Source organism: Isoptericola sp. BMS4 (genome assembly GCF_011634835.1).
Lineage (GTDB): Bacteria > Actinomycetota > Actinomycetes > Actinomycetales > Cellulomonadaceae > Isoptericola.
The window spans coordinates 3,341,590-3,363,892 of the sequence record NZ_SIRP01000001.1 but is presented as its reverse complement, the minus strand read 5'-3'; the positions used below and the strand labels follow the sequence as shown (position 1 = coordinate 3,363,892).

At 74.9% G+C, this 22,303-nt stretch carries 17 protein-coding genes; 8 read left to right on the top strand and 9 right to left on the bottom strand.

The features are described 5' to 3' along the window. From EYB28_RS20150 to EYB28_RS15170, 8 genes are all read right to left on the bottom strand, one after another. Window positions 1–303, bottom strand: coding sequence for a DUF6457 domain-containing protein (locus EYB28_RS20150; protein ID WP_205710937.1), 303 nt, complete (start codon window positions 301–303; stop codon window positions 1–3). Between the two features lie 34 nt (window positions 304–337). Next, the gene (locus tag EYB28_RS15200; protein WP_205710936.1) at window positions 338–1,024 is read right to left on the bottom strand and encodes a molybdenum cofactor guanylyltransferase; all 687 of its coding nucleotides are present in this window, start codon (window positions 1,022–1,024) and stop codon (window positions 338–340) included. Further along, window positions 1,021–2,322: a gephyrin-like molybdotransferase Glp gene (glp, locus tag EYB28_RS15195; protein ID WP_166849531.1), complete on the bottom strand. Its 1,302-nt coding sequence runs from the start codon at window positions 2,320–2,322 to the stop codon at window positions 1,021–1,023. The genes EYB28_RS15200 and glp overlap by 4 nt, the downstream gene beginning before the upstream one ends. A 104-nt stretch (window positions 2,323–2,426) precedes the next feature. Beyond that, complete coding sequence (locus EYB28_RS15190) at window positions 2,427–3,656, bottom strand: nitrate/nitrite transporter (RefSeq protein ID WP_166849528.1); 1,230 nt, start codon at window positions 3,654–3,656, stop codon at window positions 2,427–2,429. Then, entirely contained in the window at window positions 3,653–4,429 is a 777-nt protein-coding gene (gene narI / locus EYB28_RS15185) for a respiratory nitrate reductase subunit gamma (RefSeq protein WP_370459487.1), read from the bottom strand. The genes EYB28_RS15190 and narI overlap by 4 nt, the downstream gene beginning before the upstream one ends. Further along, a complete protein-coding gene (gene narJ / locus EYB28_RS15180) occupies window positions 4,420–5,121 on the bottom strand; it encodes a nitrate reductase molybdenum cofactor assembly chaperone (protein ID WP_166849525.1) in 702 nt (233 codons plus the stop codon). The genes narI and narJ overlap by 10 nt, the downstream gene beginning before the upstream one ends. Further along, the gene (gene narH / locus EYB28_RS15175; protein ID WP_166849523.1) at window positions 5,118–6,893 is read right to left on the bottom strand and encodes a nitrate reductase subunit beta; all 1,776 of its coding nucleotides are present in this window, start codon (window positions 6,891–6,893) and stop codon (window positions 5,118–5,120) included. Before narH ends, narJ begins: the two co-directional genes overlap by 4 nt. A gap of 10 nt (window positions 6,894–6,903) precedes the next feature. Further along, window positions 6,904–10,710 (bottom strand): nitrate reductase subunit alpha, encoded by a 3,807-nt coding sequence (locus tag EYB28_RS15170; protein WP_166849520.1) that lies wholly within the window; start codon window positions 10,708–10,710, stop codon window positions 6,904–6,906. A 223-nt stretch (window positions 10,711–10,933) separates the two neighbouring features. Between EYB28_RS15170 and EYB28_RS15165 the strand changes: the two genes are divergently transcribed. The 5 genes from EYB28_RS15165 (at window position 10,934) to EYB28_RS15145 (ending at window position 17,427) form a co-directional block, all read left to right on the top strand. Further along, window positions 10,934–12,301 carry an MFS transporter gene (locus EYB28_RS15165; protein WP_166849517.1) on the top strand — a complete coding sequence of 456 codons (1,368 nt, stop codon included), beginning with the start codon at window positions 10,934–10,936 and terminating at the stop codon, window positions 12,299–12,301. Beyond that, window positions 12,298–14,604, top strand: a complete 2,307-nt coding sequence (locus tag EYB28_RS15160) for a molybdopterin oxidoreductase family protein (RefSeq protein ID WP_166849514.1) — start codon at window positions 12,298–12,300, stop codon at window positions 14,602–14,604. Before EYB28_RS15165 ends, EYB28_RS15160 begins: the two co-directional genes overlap by 4 nt. Then, window positions 14,601–16,271 (top strand): FAD-dependent oxidoreductase, encoded by a 1,671-nt coding sequence (locus EYB28_RS15155; RefSeq protein WP_166849511.1) that lies wholly within the window; start codon window positions 14,601–14,603, stop codon window positions 16,269–16,271. Before EYB28_RS15160 ends, EYB28_RS15155 begins: the two co-directional genes overlap by 4 nt. Before the next feature lie 100 nt (window positions 16,272–16,371). After that, the gene (locus EYB28_RS15150) at window positions 16,372–16,860 is read left to right on the top strand and encodes an NUDIX hydrolase (RefSeq protein WP_166849508.1); all 489 of its coding nucleotides are present in this window, start codon (window positions 16,372–16,374) and stop codon (window positions 16,858–16,860) included. Window positions 16,861–17,094: 234 nt separating this feature from the next. Next, window positions 17,095–17,427 (top strand): CopG family transcriptional regulator, encoded by a 333-nt coding sequence (locus EYB28_RS15145; protein WP_166849505.1) that lies wholly within the window; start codon window positions 17,095–17,097, stop codon window positions 17,425–17,427. Window positions 17,428–17,438: 11 nt separating this feature from the next. Here EYB28_RS15145 and EYB28_RS15140 read toward each other — a convergent pair whose 3' ends face one another. Next, a complete protein-coding gene (locus tag EYB28_RS15140) occupies window positions 17,439–18,143 on the bottom strand; it encodes a bifunctional 2-polyprenyl-6-hydroxyphenol methylase/3-demethylubiquinol 3-O-methyltransferase UbiG (protein ID WP_166849502.1) in 705 nt (234 codons plus the stop codon). Window positions 18,144–18,354: 211 nt separating this feature from the next. On the opposite strand from EYB28_RS15140, the gene nirB reads away from it, so the two are divergent. The 3 genes from nirB to cobA are packed head-to-tail and all read left to right on the top strand — an operon-like array spanning window position 18,355 to window position 22,288. Continuing rightward, window positions 18,355–21,066 (top strand): nitrite reductase large subunit NirB, encoded by a 2,712-nt coding sequence (gene nirB, locus EYB28_RS15135; RefSeq protein WP_166849499.1) that lies wholly within the window; start codon window positions 18,355–18,357, stop codon window positions 21,064–21,066. Beyond that, window positions 21,063–21,485, top strand: a complete 423-nt coding sequence (locus tag EYB28_RS15130) for a nitrite reductase (NAD(P)H) small subunit (protein ID WP_166849496.1) — start codon at window positions 21,063–21,065, stop codon at window positions 21,483–21,485. Before nirB ends, EYB28_RS15130 begins: the two co-directional genes overlap by 4 nt. After that, window positions 21,482–22,288: a uroporphyrinogen-III C-methyltransferase gene (cobA, locus tag EYB28_RS15125; protein WP_166849493.1), complete on the top strand. Its 807-nt coding sequence runs from the start codon at window positions 21,482–21,484 to the stop codon at window positions 22,286–22,288. Before EYB28_RS15130 ends, cobA begins: the two co-directional genes overlap by 4 nt. Window positions 22,289–22,303 lie beyond the last annotated feature (15 nt).

The window sequence follows — 22,303 nt, the reverse complement described above, 5'->3', positions numbered from 1 at the left end:
TCAGGACCCCCTGGAGGCGCCGGGCCCGTCGTCGTGCCAGGACAGGGCGCGGGCGGTGGCCCGCTCGACGGCGTCGCTCGGCTCGCCGCGGGCGGCCGCCAGCCCGGCGGCGTACCCCGCGACGTAGGTGGTGACGGGCGCGGCGGGCCGTTCGACCCGGTGGGCGGCGTCGCGGGCGAGGTCCAGCACGGCGCCGATGTCGACGGTCCCCGGGGGCAGGCCGAGCTCCGCCTCCAGGGCGTCGACCCAGCGGTCCAGCACGGTCGAGCCCGGCTCGCTCGCGCGGGTCGTCCGGTCGGTCATCGGGTCCCTCCTGACTGCTCGGTCCCGCGCTCGCTCACGGCTCGTCCACGCGGTCCACACCGTCGTGGGTCTCTACCGTAAGCCGTCGGACGTCGTCCCAGGTGTCGACGTCCACGCTCAGGCCGTCGGCGTCCGGCACGGCGACGCACGCCAGGTGGGCCATGAGCCGCCGCACGGACGCGCCGTGCAGGCCGTCGTCGTCGGCGGTCGCGTCGAGGGCGGCGCGCAGGGCGTCGTGCCGGTAGACGCCGACGAGCCACTGGTCGCGCCCGTCGCGCACGAGGTGGGCGCCGTCAGGCGCGTCGCCCGCCCCGGCCAGGGCGGTGCGCAGGAGCGGCACGGCGGCGCCCGCCCGGGGCACGTCGACGGCGAGGACGAGCACCCAGGGGGCCGGCGGCCCGTCGGTCCGCCCGCGCGTCAGCGCCCGGAGCCCGGCGTCGATCCCGGCCACCGGGCCGCCGTAGGGCGGTTCCTCGCGCGCGTGCACGACGTCGGGCGCGGCGGCGGGCGCGACCCGCGCCGAGACGGGGGTCGGTTCGGGCCCGACGACGACCGTGTGGGCGGCGCCGGCGCAGGCGGCGAGCGCGTGGTCGAGCAGCGTCGCGCCCTCGACGACGAGGGTCGGCTTCGGGACCCCGCCCAGGCGGCTGGCGCGCCCGCCGGCGAGCACGACGGCGTCGAACCGGTCGTCGTCGGCCCGGCCGGGCGGGGCGCCCGTCATCGCACGCCGTCCAGGGGCAGGACGTCGAGCGCGTCGCCGGGCTCGACCTTCGTGACGTCCGCGGGGACGAGCGCGAGGGCGTCGGCACCCAGCAGGGCGGAGGTCAGGTGCCCGCCGGTACGGGAGGTGGCCCGCTCGACGACGAGCCCGTCGGCTCCCGCCGCCGTGCGCACGGGGACGGCGTGCAGGCGGCCCGGCGGGCTGGAGAACCCGGCGAGGGCGCGGCCCCGCACCGTGCGCGAGGTGGTGTCGCGCCCGGCGAGCGCGTCGATCGCGGGGCGCACGAACAGCGTGAACGACACGAAGGCGCTCACCGGGTTGCCGGGCAGCGCCACCCAGGGGACGCCGCGCCAGCGGGCGAGGGCCTGCGGCCGGCCCGGGCGCAGGTCGACGGCGGCGAGATCGACGTCCGTGAGGCGCGGGTCGTCCGGACCCGGGGACTCCAGCACGGCCCGCACGACGTCCGACGCCCCGGCGGACACCCCGCCCGTCGTCACGACGAGGTCGGCGCCGGCCCTGACTGCGGCGTCGAGCGCGGCGCGCAGCGCGTCGGCGTCGTCGGGCACCGCGCCGGTGCGGACGGCCTCGGCGCCTGCGGCGCGCACGGCCGCCGCGACCAGCAGCGAGTTCGAGTCGGGGATCCGCCCCGCGTGCGCGACGCCGCCCGCGGCGACGAGCTCCGAGCCGGTGGACAGGACGGCGACCCGGGGGCGCCGCCGCACCGGCAGGGCCGGCAGCCCGGCCGACGCGGCCACGGACACCAGCGCCGGGGTCACGACGTCGCCGGCGACCGCCAGCGGGTCGCCGGGGCGCACGTCCTCCCCGGCGCGGCGCACGTGGTCGCGTGGCTGCCGCGCGAGCGTGACCTCCCGCTCCGTTGCTGGCCCTCCCGCGACGAAGCGCCCGGTGGAGGTGCGCTCCACCGGCACGACGGCGTCCGCCCACGCGGGCACCGGCGCCCCGGTCATGATCCGCACGGCTCCGTCGGCGTTGCGCCCACGACGACCGGGGGAGTCGCCGGCGCGGCGGTCGCCGACGACGGGCAGGGTCACCTCGCCGCCGTCCGGGGGCAGGTCCGCGAGGCGCACGGCGTACCCGTCCATGGCGGCGGCGTCGAACGGCGGGACGGTCGCGGCGGCGCGCACGTCGCCCGCGAGCACCCGCCCCGGCTCGCCGGCCGCGAGCTCGTCGAGCGGCACGTCCTCGGCGGGCAGCGGGGCCACGAGGGCCCGGACGGCGTCCCGGTGCGCGTCCACCGACCGGGACGCGGCGGGGGTGGGGCGTGCCGTCGGTGCCATGCCCCCCACCGTAGGCACGGTGTGTGTCGGCCGTGGGGCGGAGACCTCACCGCTGCCGGTACCGGGCTGTGCGGCGTCGGGCCGTACGGTGCCGACCCGCCCGGTCATCCGGCGTGGGCGCGCACGCGACGCCGCACCGGGCCGAGCGTGAACAGCAGCGTGAGCAGGGCGGTGAGGGCCAGCAGCCCGAAGCCGATGCCGTAGTCGCCCTGCGCCCCGTACACGGCACCCATGATGAGCGGCGGGATGAAGCCGCCGAGCCCGCCCGCGGCCCCGACCACCCCGGTCACCGCGCCCACCGTGCCCGGCGGGGACATCGTCGCCACCAGGGCGAACGTCGCCCCGGACGAGGCCCCGAGCGCCGTGGCCATGCCGAGGAACGCGACCGTGGCGAGGGGGATCAGCGGTGGCTGGGCGACGATGACGGCGGCGCACACCGTCACCACGGCGAAGCAGGCCACGGAGACGGGCACCCCACCGAGCCGGTCCGACAACGTGCCGCCGATCGGCCGGCACACGACCGCCAGCACCACGAACCCGGCGGTGCGGAACGACGCGTCGCTCGCCGAGAGGCCGTAGGCGTTCTCCAGGAAGGTCGGCAGATAGACCGAGAACGCGACGAAGCCGCCGAAGCCCACCGCGTACAGCCAGGACAGCTGCAGGGTGGCGGGTATCCGCACGGTCGACCAGGTGCGGGCGAGCATGCCGCCGCCGCTGCTCGGCGTCCAGGCCGGGGAGTCGCGCAGCACGGACCGCGAGACGAGGGCGAACGCCGCCAGTGCGGCGGCGACGATGAGGAACGGCGCGCCGTCGCCCCAGGCGTCCCGGATCGGCACCGTCGTGAACGCGGCGATCGCGGTACCACCCATGCCCGCGCCGAAGATGCCGATGGCGGTGCCGCGCCGCGTCGGCGGGTACCAGTTGTTGACGAACGGGACCCCGATGGCGAACGTGGTCCCGCCGAGGCCCAGGAAGAAGCCGCCGACGAGCAGCCAGGCCAGGTTGTTCGCGACGAAGCCGATGAAGAGCACCGGCAGGATCGTCAGCGCGCTGCACAGCGGGAACATCACCCTGGCGCCGTACCGGTCGGTGAGCGCGCCGATCGGTACCCGGCCGAGGGACCCGACGATCACGGGCACCGCCACGAGCACGGACACCTCGAAGTCGCTGAGGCCGTACCGCTCGCCGTAGCTGTTGCCCAGCGGGCTGAGCAGCGCCCAGGCCCAGAAGCAGATCGCGAAGCCGGCGGTGGCGAGCGCGAGCTGCGCCGTGCTGCCCTCGACGGCGGTCGCCGCGGGCGCCCCCGCCGAGCCGGTGGACGATGCCGAGGTCATGGTCTCCTCCTGGACGGGCCGGTGGTGGGGGGCGTCGTGGTCGGGTCCCAGCCCGCCCGGGGCGCCCGGGCCGCTCCGGACGCCTCCCGGGACCGGTAGACGACGTACGGGCGGAACGGGTACTGCACGGGCGCCGAGAACGCGTGCACCAGCCGGGTGAAGGGCCACACGGCGAAGAGCAGCATCGCCACCAGGAGGTGCGCCTGGAACGCGGCAGGGACGCCCGCCATGAGCGCCGGCTCCGGCTGCAGGTACCAGAGCGACCGGAACCACGGCGAGATCGTCTGCCGGTAGTCGTAGCCGTGGCCGCCCGCGAGGATCTGGGTGTGCACGGTCGCCCACGCGCCGGTGAGGATCGACCCGCCCAGCAGCACGTACATGAGCTTGTCGGTGCGGGTCGTGGCGAGGAACACCGGTCCGGTGGACCGGCGGCGGTAGACGAGGATCAGCAGCCCCGCCACGACGGCGAGCGCCGCGACCGATCCCAGCCACGTCGCGACGAAGTGGTACGCGCCCTCGGAGAGCCCCACCGCCTCGGTCCACTCCTTCGGGACGACCAGACCCATGAGGTGCCCGAGGATCACGAGCAGCAGCCCGTAGTGGAACAGCGGCGAGCCGAGCCGCAGCAGCCGCTTCTCGTACAGCTCGCTGGACCGGGTGGTCCACCCGAACTTGTCGTAGCGGTACCGCCAGACGGACCCCACCACCAGCACGGCGAACGTCACGTAGGGCACGACCACCCACAGCACGATCCCGGCGGGGTTCACGTCCACGGCAGCGCCTCCCCGTCGTCCCCGTACCCGCTGAGACCGACCAGCTCTGCCGGCGGGCCCGCGGCGACGAGGGTCGCCACCCGCTCGGCGGTGGCGTCGTCGACCGGCGGCAGGGTGAGGCACACGGCCTCGACGGCGGCCGTCCACGGCGAGCCGTGCGAGGCGAGCGCCGAGCGCAGCACCTCGATGCCGTCGCGGTGCGCGGCGAGCAGCGTCGCGGCGATGCGGGCGCCGTCGTCGCCGCCGACGGCGGAGAGCTCGAGCACGGTCGGCAGGTAGTCGGGCAGCTCGTCGCCGGTGGTCTCGAAGCCGGCGGCGCGGTAGGCCTCGACGAACCGCACGAGCGCCGCGCCACGCTTCCGGGTGTCCCCGGCCGCGTAGTACGACAGGTACATGGCGCAGCGGCGCTTCAGGTCGAACGTGGCGACGTAGTCGGCCTGCAGCTCGCGCGGGTCGCCGCCCGCGATCGCGTCCGCGAGGCCGGAGAGGCGCTCGCGGACCGGGGAGGGCAGGTCGTCGACGGCGTCGCGTGCGGTGGCGGCGGCCGCGCGGGCGTCGTCGTCGGGGTAGCGCAGCAGCACGGCGGCGGCCATGTGCGCGACGGCGCGCCGGGCGGGATCGAGCGGCACGGGCGCGAGCGGGGCGAGCCGGCGGGCCCGCACGCCGGGGCGGGGCAGGAACGCGAGCCTCATCGCGCACCTCCCGGAGAGCCGCCGGGGTCGTCGTGGGTGGCGTCCTGGCGGCCGCCGGGCAGGCTGCCCGGCGCGCCGGGCGGCTCGCCGCCTCCGCCGGGCGACGGCGAGCCGCCCGCGTCGTCGGGTGGGAAGAGGCCGGCCGGGCGGCCGTTGCCGTCCCAGTTGAGCAGGTTCACGCGGCCGGGCGTGGACGGGCCGTACGGGGAGTCGGCGGTCTGGCGTGCCGCCAGCGCGTGGAAGTTCTCGACGGCGACCGGCGTCGGCCGTCCGGACGACGAGCCGAACGGCCCGGCGCCGTCGGTGCCCTGGCCGCCCATGCCGGGCCCGCCGTCGACGTCGAGCGAGCAGGCCATCTCGTCCAGGTCGTGCGCGATCTCGGTGTGGGCGGTCGGGATGACGTACCGCTCGGAGTACTTGGCGATCGCGAGCAGCCGGTACATCTCCTGTATCTGGGCGCCGGTCATGCCGACGGCGGCGGCGTGCTCCTCGGGGAACTCGCGGCCGAGGTTGACCTCCCGCATGCCGGAGCGCATGGCGGCGAGGCGCCGCAGCACCCGCTCCACGGGCGCGGTGTCCCCGGCGCTGAACAGCCCGGCGAGGTACTCCAGCGGGATGCGCAGCTGCGAGATGGCGGCGAACAGGGTGCGCCCGTCCTCGCCGTCGTTGCCGGAGCTCGCCACGACGTCCACGACGGGCGACAGCGGCGGGACGTACCAGACCATCGGCAGGGTGCGGTACTCGGGGTGCAGGGGCAGGGCGACCTCGTAGTCGTGGATGAGCCGCCACACGGGGGAGCGCTGCGCGGCGTCGATCCAGTCGTCGGGGATGCCCTCGCTCCGTGCGGCCGTGACCACCTCGGGGTCGTGCGGGTCGAGGAAGACGGAGCGCTGCGCGGCCAGGAGGTCGCGGGTGTCCTCCGTCGCCGCCGCGGTACCGACCTTGTCCGCGTCGTACAGGACCAGGCCCAGGTAGCGCAGCCGGCCGACACAGGTCTCGGAGCAGACGGTGGGCAGGCCGACCTCGAGGCGCGGATAGCACAGCGTGCACTTCTCGGCCTTGCCGGTCTTGTGGTTGAAGTAGACCTTCTTGTACGGGCAGCCGGTGACGCACATGCGCCAGCCGCGGCACTGGTCCTGGTCGACCAGCACGATGCCGTCCTCGACCCGTTTGTACATCGCGCCGGACGGGCAGGAGGCGACGCAGGACGGGTTGAGGCAGTGCTCGCAGATGCGCGGCAGGTAGAACATGAACGTCTGCTCGAGCTCCTCGGCGACATGCTCGCTCATGTGCTTCAGGACCGGGTCGTCCTGCATCGTGGCCGTGGAGCCGCCGAGGTCGTCGTCCCAGTTGGCCGACCACCGGATGCTCATGTCGTCGCCGGTGAGCAGCGACTTCGGCCTCGCGACCGGGGTGTGCTCGCCCTGCGGGGCGCTGAGCAGCATGTCGTACTCGTACGTCCACGGCTCGTAGTAGTCGTGGATGGACGGCAGCCTGGGGTTGTGGAAGATCGTGGCGAGCTTCTTGGCCCGCCCTCCGGCGCGGAGCTTCAGCCTGCCCCGCCTGGTGCGTACCCAGCCGCCCTGCCACCGCTCCTGGTCCTCGTACGTGCGGGGGTAGCCCAGCCCGGGGCGGGTCTCGACGTTGTTGAACCACACGTACTCGGTGCCGGTGCGGTTCGTCCACGCCTGCTTGCACGTCACCGAGCAGGTGTGGCAGCCGATGCACTTGTCGAGGTTCATGACCATGGTCATCTGCGCCATGACCTTCATGCGCGGATCATCACGTGTAACGCACCTCCTGCGAGCGGCGCCGGATCACGGTGACCTCGTCGCGCTGGTTGCCGGTGGGGCCGAGGTAGTTGAAGGCGTACGTGAGCTGGGCGTACCCGCCGGCCAGGTGGGTGGGCTTGAGCAGGATGCGGGTCAGCGAGTTGTGGATGCCGCCGCGCAGCCCGGAGGTCTCCGCCAGCGGCACGTCCACCGTGCGGTCGGTGGCGTGGTGCATGTACACGGTGCCCTCGGGCATGCGGTGGGAGACGACGGCGCGGGCCACGACGACGCCGTTGCGGTTGACGGCCTCGATCCACTCGTTGTCCGCCACGCCGATCTTCTCCGCGTCCGCGGGGCTCATCCAGACGTTCGGGCCGCCGCGCGACAGCGACAGCATGAACAGGTTGTCCTGGTACTCGGAGTGGATGGACCACTTGGAGTGCGGGGTGAGGTACCGCACGGCGACGGCGGCGTGGCCCGTGGCGCGCCCGTCGTCGGAGATGCCCGGCGGGGGCGAGTCGCCGAACAGGCGGTGCAGGTCCAGCGGCGGGCGGTAGACGGGCAGCTGCTCGCCCAGCTCGATCATCCAGTCGTGGTCGAGGTAGAGGTGCTGGCGACCGGTGAGGGTGTGCCACGGCTTGAGGCGCTCCACGTTGACCGCGAACGCGGTGTACCGCCGGCCGTCGTGCTCCGACCCGGACCACTCCGGGGACGTGATGACCGACGTCGGGCGGGACTGCACGTCCGGGAACGTCACGCGCCTGCCCTGCTCGTCGGCGGCGAGGTCCGCCAGCCGCTGCCCGGTGCGCCTCTCGAGGTGCTCGAAGCCCTGCACGGCGAGGCGGCCGTTCGTGGTGCCGGACAGCGCGAGGATCGTCTCGCAGGCGTGGACGTCCTTGTCGAGCCGGGGGCGCCCGGCCGCGGGGCCGTCCGCGACCCGGCCGTTGAGGTCGCCCAGGCGGCGCACCTCCTCGTCCGGCATGAATGCCACGCCCTTGGTCGCCATGCCCTTGGTGTCGGTGAGCGGCCCGAGCGCCGCCATGCGCGCCGCGAAGGCGGGGTAGTCGCGCGTGACCACCTGCAGGCGCGGCATCGTCACGCCCGGCACCAGCTCGCGCTCGGTCATCGGCGCGCCCGCGTCGGTGAGGGTGCCGTGCGGCACGGCGAGCTCGTCGGGGGAGTCGTGCGCCAGGGGCGTCGCGACGACGTCCTCGCGCACGCCGAGGTGCGTCCCGGCCATCCGGGACACCTCGCGGGCCAGGGTGTGGAAGGTGTCGAAGTCGGTGCGCGTCTGCCACGGCGGGTCGATCGCCGGGTTGAACGAGTGCACGAACGGGTGCATGTCCGTGCTGGACAGGTCGTACTTCTCGTACCAGGTGGCCGCCGGCAGCACGACGTCGGAGAACAGGGTGGTGCTCGTCATCCGGAAGTCGAGGGTGACGAGCAGGTCGAGCTTGCCGCGCGGCGCCTCGTCGCGCCACGTCATCGAGGCCGGGCGCCGGTCCGGGCCGGCCTCGTCGGCCAGGACCGCGGCGTCCGTGCCGAGCAGGTGCTTGAGGAAGTACTCGTTCCCCTTGCCCGACGAGCCGAGGATGTTCGCCCGCCACACGGTGAGCACGCGCGGGAAGTTCGCCGGGTCGTCCGGGTCCTCGCACGCGAACCGCAGCCGCCCGGCCGCCAGCTCGTCGACGACGTGCCGCTCCGGTTCCTTGCCGGCCGCGCGGGCCTCGTCCACCAGGTCGAGGGGGTTGCGGTCGAACGTCGGGTAGCTGGGCATCCAGCCGCGCTGGGCGGACTCCACGAGCGCGTCCGCCGTCGTGCGCCCGGCGAGGTGCCCCGGGGCGAGCGGCGAGGCGAGGGCGTCGGCCGGCATGCCGTCGTACCGCCACTGGTCGGTGGCCAGGTAGAACCAGCCCGTGCCGATCATCTGCCGCGGCGGGCGCGACCAGTCCAGGCCCCCGGCGTACTGCGCCCACCCCGTGATCGGGCGGCACTTCTCCTGGCCGACGTAGTGCGCCCAGCCGCCGCCGTTGACACCCTGGCAGCCGGTGATCGTCGTGAGCGTGAGGAACGCGCGGTAGATCGTGTCCGAGTGGAACCAGTGGTTGGCACCCGCGCCCATGATGATCATCGACCGGCCGCCGGAGTCCTCCGCGTTGGCGGCGAACTCCCGCCCGATCCGGGCGGCGGCGGCCGCCGGGACGCCGGTGATCTCCTCCTGCCAGGCGGGCGTGCCGGGCGTCGACGCGTCGTCGTACCCGGTGGGCCACTCGCCGGGCAGGTCGTGCCCGATGTCGTCGGCCGCGCGCCGCACGCCGTACTGGGCGAGGAGCAGGTCGAAGACCGTCGTGACCAGGTGGCCGCCGACGCGCCGGGTCGGCACCCCGCGCGTGACGACGCCCGCGCCGCCCAGGTGCGCGGCCTCGTCGCCGCCGCCGTCCGGGAAGACGTCGAACCGGGGCAGCAGCACGGCCGCCGTGTCCTCGGCGCCCGGGCCGTCCGCCACCGACAGCAGCGGGTCCACGTCGCCCAGGTCGAGGTTCCACCGGCCCGCGTCGGCGTCGCCCCAGCGGTGCCCGAGGGTGCCGTTCGGCACGACGGGCGCGCCGTCGGCGTCGAGCAGCACCGTCTTGAAGTGGGCGTTGGCCTGCGCCGACGCGCCGGGCAGGCTCGCGTCGTCGAGGTCCGCGGCGGTGAGGAACTTGCCCGGCACGGACGCGCCGTCCTTCTCGTCCAGCCGCACCAGGAACGGCGCGTCCGCGTACCGCTTGAGGTAGTCCACGAACGGCGCGGTGCGTCTCTCGACGAGGAACTCGCGCAGGATCACGTGGCCCATCGCGATCGCCAGCGCGCCGTCGGTGCCGGGCTGCGGCGCGAGCCACGCGTCGGCGAACTTCGTGTTGTCCGCGTAGTCCGGCGAGACCGCCACCACCTTGGTGCCCCGGTAGCGCGCCTCGGCCATGAAGTGCGCGTCCGGGGTGCGGGTCACCGGCACGTTCGAGCCCCACATCATGAGGTACGACGAGTTCCACCAGTCCGCCGACTCCGGCACGTCCGTCTGGTCGCCGAACACCTGCGGGCTGGCGACCGGCAGGTCCGCGTACCAGTCGTAGAACGACAGCATCGTGCCGCCGAGGAGCTGCACGAACCGCGCCCCGACGCCGTGCGAGACCATCGACATCGCCGGGATGGGGGAGAAGCCCGCCACCCGGTCCGGGCCGTGCCGCCGGATCGTGTCCACGTGCGCCGCGGCGACGATCTCGGCCGCCTCCTCCCACGTGGCCCGCACCAGCCCGCCCTTGCCGCGCGCCGCCTTGTAGGCCCGGGCGGTGTCCGGGTCGGAGGTGACGCGCTCCCACGCGAGCACCGGGTCGCCGCCCACGGCGGCCTTCGCCGCGCGGTACGCCTCCAGCAGGACGCCGCGCACGTACGGGTAGCGCACGCGCGTGGGGGAGTAGGTGTACCAGGAGAACGCGGCACCGCGCGGGCAGCCCCGCGGCTCGTACTCGGGCGAGTCCGGGCCCACCGACGGGTAGTCCGTCTGCTGCGTCTCCCACGTGATGATGCCGTCCTTGACGTACACCTTCCACGAGCACGACCCCGTGCAGTTCACCCCGTGGGTGGAGCGCACCACCTTGTCGTGCGACCAGCGGTCCCGGTAGAAGACGTCGCCCTCGCGCCCGCCGGAGAGGAACAGCTGGCGCAGGTCGGGCGAGACCTCGCCACGCCGCAGGTGCTTGCCGAGCCGCAGCAGGACGTCGGCCGCCGGGGGCGGGGACGCCGCACCGGCATCGACGGACGGACGGGTCGTCGCCATGCGTGCTCCAAGGGCTGGGGGACCGGAGAGCCACTGCTTGGCATCATCGGGCCCCGCCGCAGGTCGTGCATGTCGAACGAACACCCTCACAGGGCTGCCCGCGTCGCTGTGCGTTCGTGCTCACGCGCATTTCACGCCTCGACCACCGGAGGGGAAACACCGGCTTCCTAGCGTCGGGGGCACCCGCCCGGCGCCGCCGGGCCCGAGCACTGGAGGACACGCGATGGCTGCTCCGACGACGGTGGCCGCACCGGCGGCACCCACCCCCGGCGCGCACGCCAGGCCGGGTCGCTGGATCGACCGCTGGGACCCGGAGGACCCGGTGTTCTGGCGCGACGGCGGGCGCCGCGTCGCCCGGCGCAACCTGGTGCTGTCGATCTTCGCCGAGTTCCTCGGCTTCTGCGTCTGGGCCGTCTGGTCGATCGTCGTGCCGCAGCTGCCCGGAGCCGGCTTCGCCCTCACCACCGACCAGATGTTCTGGCTCATCGCCCTGCCCTCCCTGGTCGGCGCGACGCTGCGGATCCCCTACACCCTCGCCGTCCCGGTGGTCGGCGGGCGCAACTGGACGATGGTCTCGGCGTCGCTGCTGCTCATCCCCGCGATCGCGATGACGGTCGTGGTGCAGCGCCCCGAGACGTCGTTCGGCGTCCTGCTGGCCGTGGCGGCGCTCGCGGGCTTCGGCGGCGGCAACTTCGCGTCGTCGATGGCGAACATCTCGTTCTTCTTCCCGGAGAAGGAGAAGGGCGCGGCGCTCGGCTGGAACGCCGCCGGCGGCAACGTGGGGACGGCGGCCGTGCAGCTCGCCGTCCCGCTCGTCATCGCCACCGGCGCCGGGGTGGCGCTCGAGCGGGCCGGGCTGATGTTCATCCCGTTCATCGTGCTCGCCGTCGTCCTCGCCTGGCGGTTCATGGACAACCTGTCCGCGGCGAAGGCCGACCCGCGCCAGTTCGGCGTCGCGGTCCGCGAGCCGCACACCTGGGTCATCTCGTTCCTGTACATCGGCACGTTCGGCTCGTTCATCGGGTTCTCCGGCGCGTTCCCGACGCTGCTCGCCGGCCAGTTCCCGGAGGTGGGCCTCTCCCTGGCATTCATGGGCGCGCTCGTCGGCTCCGTCACCCGCCCGCTGGGCGGGATCCTCGCCGACCGCCTGGGCGGCGCGGTCGTGTCGATCGTCTGCTACGCGGTGATGATGGCGGGCGCGATCGGCGCGATCACGGCCCTCGGGAACCACCAGTTCGTGCTCTTCTTCTCGTCGTTCATGCTGTTGTTCGTCGCCACGGGCGTCGGCAACGGGTCGGTGTACCGCATGATCCCTGCCGCCTTCCGGGTGGTGGGCGAGCGGCGCGGCCGCACGGACGCGGCCGGGCTGGCCGCCACGGCGAAGGCCGCGGCGGGCTGCATCGGCATCGCCGGGGCGATCGGGGCGTTCGGCGGCTTCCTCATCCCGCGCGGGTTCGCGGTCTCCTCCACCCTCACCGGCTCGCTCGTCGCCGCCCTGTGGCTCTACGTCGGCGTCTACGCCGTGATGGCCGTGGTCACGTGGGCGGTGTACGCGCGGCGGGGCACCGAGATGGCGGAGGCGCGGGTATGACCGCCGCGTCCGGCGTCCGGACGCACTGCTCCTACTGCGCCCTGCAGTGCGGGATGTCGCTCGCGCCGTCCGGTCCCGGCATCCCCGGGCCGGGCGGGCGGGCGGCGCTGCCCGTCGCCGTCGCCCCGCGCGACTTCCCGACCAACCGCGGCGGCCTGTGCCAGAAGGGGTGGACGAGCGCGACCGTGCTGCGTGCCGGCGACCGGCTCACGACGCCGCTGGTGCGCGGCGACGACGGCGAGCTCGCGCCGTCGTCCTGGGACGAGGCGCTGGACCTGGTCGCCGCGCGGGTGGCCGCGATCCAGGCCGAGGACGGCGCTGGCGGGGTCGCCGTGTTCGGCGGGGGCGGGCTGACGAACGAGAAGGCGTACGCGCTCGGCAAGTTCGCGCGGACCGTGCTGCGCACGCCGTTCATCGACTACAACGGCCGGTTCTGCATGGCGTCCGCCGCCGCGGCGGGCAACCGGGCGTTCGGCGTCGACCGCGGGATGCCGTTCCCCGTGACCGACCTCGACGGCGCCCAGGCGATCGTGCTGCTCGGGTCCAACGTGGCCGAGACGATGCCGCCGTTCGTGCAGCACCTCGCCGGTGCCCGCGCCGCCGGCGGCCTGGTCGTCGTGGACCCGCGCCGCTCGGCCACGGCCCGGCTCACGGACGACGGTCCGGACGGCGAGGCCGGGCTGCACGTGCAGCCCGTGCCCGGCACCGACCTCGTGGTGCTGCTGGCGTTGCTGCACGTCGTGCTGGCCGAGGGGCTCGCCGACCGGGAGTACCTCGACGCGCGGACCAGCGGGGTCGACGACGTCGCCCGCTCGGTCGCGGCGTGGTGGCCCGAGCGCGCGGAGACGGTCTGCGGGGTGCCGGCCGCCGAGCTGCGGCGCGTCGCCCGGCTGCTCGCGGACGCGTCCCCGTCGCGGGGCGGGCGCGGCGCCTACCTGCTCACCGGGCGCGGGGTGGAGCAGTCCACGCAGGGCACCGCGACCGTGACCGCGGCGATCAACCTCGCCCTGGCGCTCGGGCTGGTGGGCCGCGAGGGCTCCGGCTACGGCTGTCTCACCGGGCAGGGCAACGGGCAGGGCGGGCGTGAGCACGGGCAGAAGTCGGACCAGCTGCCCGGCTACCGCAAGATCGACGACCCGGCGGCCCGCGCCCACGTCGCCGGCGTGTGGGGCGTGGACCCTGACTCGCTGCCGGGCCCGGGACTGCCCGCCGTCGCGCTGCTGCGCTCGCTCGCCACGCCCGGCGGCCCGCGGGCCCTGCTCGTGCACGGGTCGAACGTGCTGGTCTCGGCGCCGGACGCCGACCGGGTGCGTGAGCGTCTGGAGGCGCTCGACCTGCTCGTCGTGTGCGACGTCGTGCCCTCGGAGACGGCGCTGCTGGCCGACGTCGTCCTGCCGGTCACCCAGTGGGCCGAGGAGTCCGGCACGATGACGAACCTGGAGGGCCGGGTGATCCGCCGGCGGAAGGCCACCGAGGCCCCGGGCGAGGCCCGCTCCGAGCTGTGGATCCTCGCAGAGCTGGCGCGCCGCCTGGCGCCCGCCGGCCTGCCGGCCGACGCGTTCCCCACCGACCCCGCCGTCGTCTTCGACGAGCTGGCGCTGGCCTCCGCGGGCGGCCCGGCGGACTACTCCGGGCTGAGCCACGCCCGCCTCGACGCCGACGAGGACGCCGCCGGCCCCGGCCTGTACTGGCCCTGCCCGGCCACCCCGCCCGAGTTGTCAGACCCTGCGCGAGGCATACGCCGCGCTGAGCCTGACAACTCGCACCCGGGGACCCCGCGGATGTTCCTGGACGCCTTCGCGACGCCGGACGGGCGGGCGCGCATGGTCGCCGTCGACCACGCCGGGCCCTCCGACGACGTGCGCGCCGACGCCCCGCTGTACCTCGTCACCGGCCGGGTGCTGCAGCACTACCAGTCCGGCGCTCAGACGCATCGCGTGCCCGAGCTGGAGGCGCTGGTGCCCGAGTCGTACGTCGAGCTGCACCCGCTGCTCGGCACGCGGGTCGGCGTGCCCGACGGCGCGGCCGCCCGGCTCACCACGGCGCGCGGCACCGCCGTCGCCACGGCCCGCTGGACCGACGCCGTGCGCCCCGACACCGTGTTCATGCCGTTCCACTGGAGCGGCGCCGGGAGCGTCAACCGGCTCACGACCGACGCCGTCGACCCGGTCTCGTCGATGCCCGAGTTCAAGGTGTGCGCCGTCAGCGTCGAGCCCTTCGCCCCCGCCGACCTGTCAGACCCTGCGCGAGGCAGCCACCGCGCAGGGTCTGACGCATCCCTGGACCAGGAGGTCCCCGCATGACGACGAGCCCGCTGCGCGTCCCGCACCGCATCGTGATCGTGGGGTTCGGCATGGTCGGTGTCCGCCTCGCCGACGAGCTCGCCCGCCGCGACACCGGCGGTGCCCTGGACGTGACGGTCCTGGGGGCGGAGCCCTACGAGCCCTACAACCGGGTGCTGCTGTCCGACGTCGTGGCGGGGCGCACGGACGTCGCCGCCATCGCGATGCCGCTGCCCGACGACGCCCGCACCACCGTGCGCCGCGAGGTCGCCGCCGTCGCGGTCGACCGCGTCGCCCGCGTGGTGCTCGCCGACGACGGCACGCGCCACCCCTACGACCACCTCGTGCTCGCCACGGGGTCGGCCGCCCGCGTGCCCGCGATCCCCGGCCTGGACGACGCGGCGACCGGCCCGGCGTCCGGCGTGCGGATGCCCGCCGGGGTGCACGCCCTGCGCACGCTGGACGACGCCCGCGAGATCGTCGCGGCCACGGTGAACACCCCGCGCGCCGTCGTCGTCGGCGGGGGAGTGCTCGGGGTCGAGGCCGCCCACGGCCTGGCCTCCCGCGGGCTCGACGTCACCCTCGTGCACCCCGGGCCGGCGCCCATGGAGCGCCAGCTCGCCCCCGAGGCCGGCGCCGTCCTCACCCACGGCCTCGAGGCCACCGGCGTCACCGTGCGCACCGGCGCACGCCCGAGCGAGGTCCTGGTCGTCGGCGGGCGCGCCGTCGGCGTGCGGCTCGACGGCGACGTGCGCGAGCCGGGCGAGGTGCTCGGCGCGGGGCTCGTCGTCCTCGCGTGCGGGACCGTGCCGGAGACGGCGCTGGCCCGGGCGGCGGGCCTGCCGGTCGAGCGCGGCGTCGTCGTCGGCCCCGACCTGGCATGCCCCACCGACCCGCGGGTGTACGCCGTCGGGGACTGCGCCCAGCCGCCGGAGGGGTCGCGCGGCCTGGTCGCCGAGGGGTGGGACCAGGCCCGCCGCCTCGCGGAGCACCTGGTGTCGCTCGCGGCGGCGCCGCTGCCCGCCGCCCCGCCCGAGCAGCGGGTACCCCGTCGCGAGCACCTGCGCCTGCCCGGCGACGGCGGACCGTCGATGGCCGTGCGGCTGGGGACGCTGCTGTCGTCGCGGGCGCCGTCGGCCCGTGGCGTGGACGCCCGGGGCACCGACGTCGTCAAGGTCAAGGCGGGCGACCTCAGCGTGGTGTCGATGGGCGTGGCCGGCGCCGGGGCGGGGACGGCTCCCGGGCAGCGGGCCGTCCGCCTCGCCGACCCCGCCGCGGGCCGCTTCGTCGAGGCGGTCGTCGCCGACGGCGTCCTGGTGGGCGCCACCTGCGTGGGCGACGCGCGCGTCGCGGCCGACCTGGTCGCCGCGTACACCCGCCGCACGCCCGCGCCCGTCGACCCGGCGTTCCTGCTGCTCACCCCGGTGATGCCGTCCGCCGCCCCGGCGACCAGCCCCGAGCAGATGCCCGACGACGCGACCGTCTGCCGCTGCAACGGCGTCACCAAGCACGACATCGCCGAGTGCGTCGCCGACGGCGCCGCCACCGCCGACGACGTGGCCGAGAAGACCCGCGCCACCACCGGCTGCGGCAGCTGTCGCGAGGCCGTCTGCGGGCTGGTGGACTGGCTGGACCGGTCGCGGCGCTCGGATGACACGTCGGCCGTGGAGGTCGCGGCCCCGCGATGATCCGTGACCCGACGGTGCCGCGCTCACACGTGCCGGTCGGTCAAGGTGCGTGCAGACCTCCGAACGGCCTCGCGCCGGCCCGACCTCATAGGCTGCCCGGATGGGCACGCATACCGAGACCACGGCCGGGGCCGGTCGCATCCGGAACATCGCGGTCGGTCTGCTGGTCCGCGACGGGCACGTGCTGGCGGAGGAGTACCCACCGATCCAGGGACACCACCGGTTCGTGCGTGCGATCGGCGGCGGTATCGAGTTCGGGGAGCGCGCCGCCGACGCCGTCGTCCGGGAGTTCCGTGAGGAGCACGGGGTCGAGGTGACCGTCACTCGTCTGCTCGCGGTGACCGAGAACCTGTTCGAGATCGTCGGTGTCCCCGGCCATGAGGTGGTGCACGTGTTCGAGGTGACCTGCCCGGAGCTGGAGGCGCTGCCGTCGAGTGCACGGCTGCGAGCACTCGACACCGACGCGTGGGCCTCCTGGTATCCGCTGGCCGACCTTCTGGCCGAGGACCCGCCGTTCTACCCGGCCGGGACGGCAGAGCTGGCAGCCTCGCTCGAAGGGTCCGAGGACTTGACGCGTCCGAGCGCATAGGGACGTCTGGCGGTGGCCTGGTGATCTTCGGGGACCTGGCCTGGAGAAGGCTGCGACGTAGCCGTCCTTGAACCTGGCCCTGTACTTTCTGTACTACAACGTATGACGATCATTCGGTGGTGGAGAGGGCTGACTGGTCAGAGTGCGGAACTCACACGACGCGACGGGCTACGGCGTCAACGGATGGCCGTCGAACTCGAAGGACCGCCGTCTGTACCGAGAGGGAGGAGCATCATGACGAAGGACATCGCTCAGGTCCTCGCCGCCGAGGCGCAGGCCGTCGAGGAGGCGGAGGAGCGCGGGGGTCAGCTTCGGGAGCTTTCCGAGGTCAAGGTGACCCGCGGCCATTCGCGTGCCCGTGTGCTTCAGATCCGGTTGAACGACGATGAGCTTGCCCAGCTCGAGAAGGTGGCCGACGAGCGGGGTCTTCCGACGTCGACGGTGGCGCGGGCGCTGCTGCTCCAGGCCATGGACGAGGGTCCTACCGTGCACAGCGAGGTCGAAGCGGCAGTGCGGCACGCGCTGCGGGCGACCCTGCGGCAGGACCTGCTCGCGCCGGCATCCTGACCTGGCCCGGGTCAGCCGGTCGACCGGTGCCAGGGCGACCGCGTCCACTCCAGCGTGTAGCGGAAGAACAGTCGCTGCCGGAACCGGGACCCAGGGAGCACGCGCCGGGCGGTCGCGGCGACCTCGCCGTACGTGTGCCCCGGGTCGCGCACGGGCATGGGCGGCCCGGACGCGGGGGCGGGCCGGGCGACCCGCGGGTGCTTGACCAGCCCCACGAGCGGGCTGGCGAACGACGAGACGAGGTCGACGGCGAGGTCGCGCCGGGCACCGATCCGGGCGTGGCCGACGACGAGCAGCCGGCCGCCGGGCGCGAGCACCCCGGCGGCGTGGCGCAGCGCGGCCTCGAGGTCCATGTGGTGCAGGGAGGCGACCATCGTCACGACGTCGAAGGAGCCGTCCGCGGGCACGTCCTCGAACCGCCTGTGCCGCACGTGGACGGCGTCGTCGCCGGCGAACCGCTCGCGTGCCAGGCCGGCCATCCCGGCGTCGGCGTCCAGGGCGACGACCTCGGCGACCTCCTCCCGCAGGCGCGCCACGAGCCGGCCCGCGCCGCAGCCGACGTCCAGGGCCCGGCGCCGGCGGGGCGGCAGCCGGCGCAGGATCCAGGAGTGGAAGTGGTCGTTGTGGTTCCACGGGTGCCGCGCGTTGACCCGACCGAGCCAGCGTCCTCCGGCGCGGACCAGCGGGTTCGTCGTCGTGCGCGGGTCGGCCACCATGACGCCCGAGGGTAGCGAGCCTGCCGGTCAGCGCGGCAGTTCGCGATCCGATCGGCAGTTCGGACTGCCGATCGGATCCGGGAGTGCCGCGGTGATCGCCGGGGACGCCCCTCGCGACTCACGACCGCCGCCCCTGTCGCGTGAGGCAGATGTTCCCGACAGGTAACCGCTGCCTGACGGTGGCGACACGGCGGCTTCCTAGCGTCGGGGCATGAGCAGCGAGCCCCCCACCCCAGCCCGGACCGCGGGCGCCGACGGCCGGCGCCACGTCGTCGTCGTCGGCGGCGGCATGGTCGCCCACCGCTTCGTCGAGGCCCTGCGTGCGCGGGACACCGATGGCGCGTGGCGGGTCACCGTCTTCGCCGAGGAGCCGCGCAAGCCGTACGACCGCGTGGGCCTCACGCGCTACTTCGAGGTGCGCGACGCCGACGAGCTGAGTCTCGGCACCCCCGAGCTGTGGGACGACCCGCTCGTCACCCTGCACCGGGACTGCGCGGTCGAGTCGATCGACCGGGAGGCGCGGACGGTCACGGACCGGCTCGGCCGGGTGCACGCGTACGACGATCTGGTGCTGGCGACGGGCTCGAACGCGGCCGTACCGCCGATCGAGGGCGCGGACCTGCCGGGCGTGTTCGTGTACCGCACGATCGACGACGTGGCGGCGCTGCGCGGCTGGGTGGAGGCCAAGCGGGAGGCCAGCACGGTCACGACCCGCCGCGGCCCGCTCGCCAAGCCGGTGCGCGGCGCCGTCGTGGGCGGCGGCCTCCTCGGGCTCGAGGCCGCCGGCGCGCTCAAGGCGCTCGGCGCGCAGGCCACCGTGATCCAGTTCGGCACCCACCTCATGGACGTGCAGATCGACCTGGGCGGCGGCGAGGCGCTCAAGCGGCTCATCAACGACAAGGGCATCGCGGTGCGCTGCGACACCGCCACGCAGGCGATGCGCCCCCACCGGCGCACCGGGCACGTGGGCCGCATGGACTTCGCCGACGGCGGCCGGCTCGACGTCGACGTCGTCGTCCTGGCCACGGGCGTGCGCCCCCGCGACGAGCTCGCCCGCGCCGCCGGGCTGGAGATCGGCGAGCGCGGCGGTGCCGTCGTCGACGACCGCTGCCGCACCGCCGACGAGCACGTGTGGGCGATCGGCGAGGTGGCGTGCATCGGTGGCCGCTGCCTCGGCCTCGTCGCACCCGGCAACACGATGGCGGAGGTCGTCGCGGACCGGCTGCTCGGCGGCGACGCCGAGTTCCCCGGCGCGGACACGGCGACCAAGCTGAAGCTCTCCGGGGTGGACGTCGCGTCCTTCGGCGACGCGCACGGCCGCACCGAGGACTCGATCGAGGTCGTGTGGGCCGACCCGACGGCCGGCGTCTACAAGAAGCTCGTCATGTCCGACGACGCGTCCACGCTGCTCGGCGGGGTCTTCGTGGGCGACGCCGCCCCGTACGCGTCGCTGCGGCCCATGCTGGGGGCCGAGCTCCCCGGCGACCCCGGCGCGTTCCTGCTGCCCGAGGGCGCCGGAGCGGCCCCGGACCTGGAGCTGCCCGACGACGCGAACGTCTGCTCCTGCAACAACGTCTCGGCCGGCACCATCCGCGGCGCGGTGACCGACCACGACTGCACCTCGGTCGGCGACGTCAAGAGCTGCACGAAGGCCGGCACCACCTGCGGTGCCTGCCTTCCGCTGGTCACGAAGCTCACGAAGACCGAGATGGCCCGCGCGGGCCTCGAGGTGAGCAGCGCGCTGTGCGAGCACTTCGCGCTGACCCGCGCCCAGCTGTTCGACGCGGTCCGCGTCGCCGACCTGCACTCGTTCAGCGACATCATCGAGCGGTTCGGCGTGGTCCCCGAGGGCGCCGAGAGCGCCGGTCGCGGCTGCGACATCTGCAAGCCGGTCGTGGCGTCCATCCTCGCCAGCCAGGGCAACGGGCACATCCTCGCCGGGGAGCAGTCCGCGCTGCAGGACACCAACGACCACATGCTCGCCAACATGCAGAAGGACGGCACCTACTCCGTCGTGCCGCGCATGCCGGGCGGCGAGGTCACCCCGGAGGGCCTCATCGTCGTGGGCCAGGTCGCGAAGGACTTCGGCCTGTACACGAAGATCACCGGCGGGCAGCGCATCGACATGTTCGGCGCCCGGGTCGAGCAGCTTCCGCAGATCTGGAAGCGCCTCGTCGACGCCGGCTTCGAGTCCGGCCACGCGTACGGCAAGTCGCTGCGCACCGTGAAGTCGTGCGTCGGCTCCACCTGGTGCCGGTACGGCGTGCAGGACTCCGTCGGCATGGCCGTGGAGCTGGAGCTGCGGTACCGCGGGCTGCGCAGCCCGCACAAGCTCAAGCTCGGCGTCTCCGGCTGCGCCCGCGAGTGCGCCGAGGCCCGCGGCAAGGACGTCGGCGTCATCGCCACCGACAAGGGCTGGAACGTCTACGTCGGAGGCAACGGCGGCCAGACGCCGAAGCACGCGAGGCTCCTCGCCGAGGACCTCGACACCGCGACCCTGCTGCGCACGATCGACCGGTTCCTCATGCTGTACATCCGCACCGCGGACCGCCTGCAGCGCACCGCGCCCTGGGTCGAGGAGTACGAGGGCGGACTGGACGCCATCCGCGAGGTGGTGCTGGAGGACTCGCTGGGCATCGGCGCCGACCTCGACGCCGCGATGGCCGCGCACGTCGAGGGCTACCAGGACGAGTGGAAGGCCGTCCTGGAGGACCCGGAGAAGCTCGCCCGGTTCGGGTCGTTCGTCAACGCCCCGGCGACGCCCGACCCGGCGCTCGCGTACGTGCCGGAGCGCGGGCAGAAGCGCCCCGCCACCCCCGACGAGGTCGCCGCCGGCGCGGCCGGCCCCGTCGACCCCGAGCTGGTCGCCGTCGTCGACGGCCCCGTCCTCGTGACCGGACCCACCCTGGAGGTGCGCGCATGACCCTCGCCACGCAGCAGGACACGCAGCGGGACACGGGCTCGGCCCCGCCGCCCGGCCCCGGCTGGGAGGCCGTCTGCCCCCTCGACGCCCTGGTCCCCGAGCGCGGGGCGGCCGCCCTGCTCACCCGCCCGGACGGCACGGAGGTGCAGGTCGCCCTGTTCCGCCTGCTCGACGGCGCCGTGCACGCCGTGCAGCAGCTCGACCCGTACGCCGGCGCGCACGTCATGTCCCGGGGCATCGTCGGCACCCGCCGCGGCACCCCCACCGTCGCCGCGCCCGTGTACAAGCAGGTGTTCGAGCTGGCCACCGGGCGCTGCCTCGACACGGGCGGCAAGGAGCCGAGGCCGGGGCTGTCGGGCGACCTCGCGTCGTACCCGGTCGCCGTCGTGGACGGCGTCGTGCGCGTGAGGGTCGGATGACCACCGGGCCGGGGCGGGTCACCCTCGTCGGCGCGGGCCCCGGCGCCGCCGACCTGCTGACCTACCGCGCCTGGCGCGCCCTGACGCGGGCCGACGTCGTCGTGCACGACCGCCTCGTGCCGCTGGAGGTCCTCGACGACCTCGGCCCGGACGTCGAGGTGGTCGACGTCGGCAAGGCGCCGGGTCACCACAAGGTGCCGCAGGAGGGCATCAACGCCCTCCTCGTGGAGCATGCGCTGGCGGGCCGGCACGTCGTGCGGCTCAAGGGCGGCGACCCGTTCGTCTTCGGCCGCGGGGGAGAGGAGTACGCGGCCTGCGCCGCGGCCGGCGTCGCGGTCGACGTGGTCCCGGGGGTCTCGTCGGCGCTCGCGGTCCCGTCGCTGGCGGGCGTCCCGCTGACCCACCGGGGGCTGACGACGGCGTTCCACGTCGTCACCGCGCACACGCGCGGCGACCGCCCCGGCCGCGACGACGTGCTCGACGACGTCGCCGTGTCCTGCGTCACCCGCCGCGCGGCTACGCTGGTGATCCTCATGGGGGTGTCCGCCCTGCCCCAGGTGGTCGCGCGGCTGCGCGACGCCGGCGCGGACCCGGCCACCCCCGTGGCGATCGTGGAGCGCGGGTCCACGCCCGAGCAGCGGGTCACCCGTGTCGAGCTCGACCTCGCGGCCAAGCGGGCCGACGAGCTCGGCGTCCGGGCCCCGGCCGTGATCGTGATCGGGGACGTGGCGGCCGAGGGAGTGCTGGAGGGTGCGGGTGTCGAACCGGGCGCGGGACGAGGCGCGGGACGGGCAGGTGGCTGAGGCCACCCGGCCCGC